Annotated in this window: 1 rRNA gene; it reads right to left on the reverse strand. The window is 49.5% G+C overall.

Annotated elements, in window-relative coordinates:
* Positions 1-54: 54 nt before the first annotated feature.
* Positions 55-1,600, reverse strand: a 16S ribosomal RNA gene (locus tag FD728_RS04720).
* Positions 1,601-1,622: the final 22 nt, after the last annotated feature.

The raw sequence follows: 1,622 nt of genomic DNA on the forward strand, positions 1-1,622 counted from the left end.
TATATTTATTAGGCAATTGGATGTGGGCACTTTTATAAGGGAATATCTTTAGATTAAGGAGGTATTCCAACCGCAGGTTCCCCTACGGTTACCTTGTTACGACTTCACCCCAGTCATGAATCACAAAGTGGTAAGCGCCCTCCCTAAAAGGGTTAAGCTACCTACTTCTTTTGCAACCCACTTCCATGGTGTGACGGGCGGTGTGTACAAGGCCCGGGAACGTATTCACCGTAGCATTCTGATCTACGATTACTAGCGATTCCGACTTCATGGAGTCGAGTTGCAGACTCCAATCCGGACTACGATGTACTTTAATGAGATCCGCTTGCTCTCGCGAGTTTGCTTCCCTTTGTATACACCATTGTAGCACGTGTGTAGCCCTGGCCGTAAGGGCCATGATGACTTGACGTCATCCCCACCTTCCTCCAGTTTATCACCGGCAGTCTCCTTTGAGTTCCTGGGCGAACCAATGGCAACAAAGGATAAGGGTTGCGCTCGTTGCGGGACTTAACCCAACATTTCACAACACGAGCTGACGACAGCCATGCAGCACCTGTCTCAGAGTTCCTAAAGGCACCAATTCATCTCTGAAAAGTTCTCTGGATGTCAAGGCCAGGTAAGGTTCTTCGCGTTGCATCGAATTAAACCACATGCTCCACCGCTTGTGCGGGCCCCCGTCAATTCATTTGAGTTTTAACCTTGCGGCCGTACTCCCCAGGCGGTCGACTTAATGCGTTAGCTTCGAAAGTCACATCTTAAAGATACGACTTTCAAGTCGACATCGTTTACAGCATGGACTACCAGGGTATCTAATCCTGTTTGCTCCCCACGCTTTCGCACCTGAGTGTCAGTTTTCGTCCAGGGGGTCGCCTTCGCCACTGGTATTCCTCCAGATATCTACGCATTTCACCTCTACACCTGGAATTCTACCCCCCTCTACGAAACTCAAGCTTGCCAGTTTCAAATGCAGTTCCCAGGTTAAGCCCGGGGATTTCACATCTGACTAAACAAACCACCTGCGTGCGCTTTACGCCCAGTAATTCCGATTAACGCTTGCACCCTCCGTATTACCGCGGCTGCTGGCACGGAGTTAGCCGGTGCTTCTTATGTGAGTAACGTCAATCGATAAAATTATTAGTTTTATCGCCTTCTTCCCCACTGAAAGTACTTTACAACCCGAAGGCCTTCTTCATACACGCGGCATAGCTGCATCAGGCTTTCGCCCATTGTGCAATATTCCCCACTGCTGCCTCCCGTAGGAGTCTGGACCGTGTCTCAGTTCCAGTGTGGCTGGTCATCCTCTCAGACCAGCTAGGGATCGTTGCCTAGGTGAGCTATTATCCCACCTACTAGCTAATCCCATCTGGGCACATCCGATGGTATGAAGCCCTAAGGTCCTCCACTTTGGTCTTACGACATTATGCGGTATTAGCTATCGTTTCCAATAGTTATCCCCCTCCATCGGGCAGTTTCCCAGACATTACTCACCCGTCCGCCACTCGCCACCCAAAGAGCAAGCTCTTTTGTGCTGCCGTTCGACTTGCATGTGTTAGGCTTGCCGCCAGCGTTCAATCTGAGCCATGATCAAACTCTTCAATTTTAAAGTTTGTTTATTGTTCTGT

This window comes from Pantoea sp. Aalb (assembly GCF_009829985.1).
Taxonomy (GTDB): Bacteria; Pseudomonadota; Gammaproteobacteria; order Enterobacterales; family Enterobacteriaceae; genus SZZU01.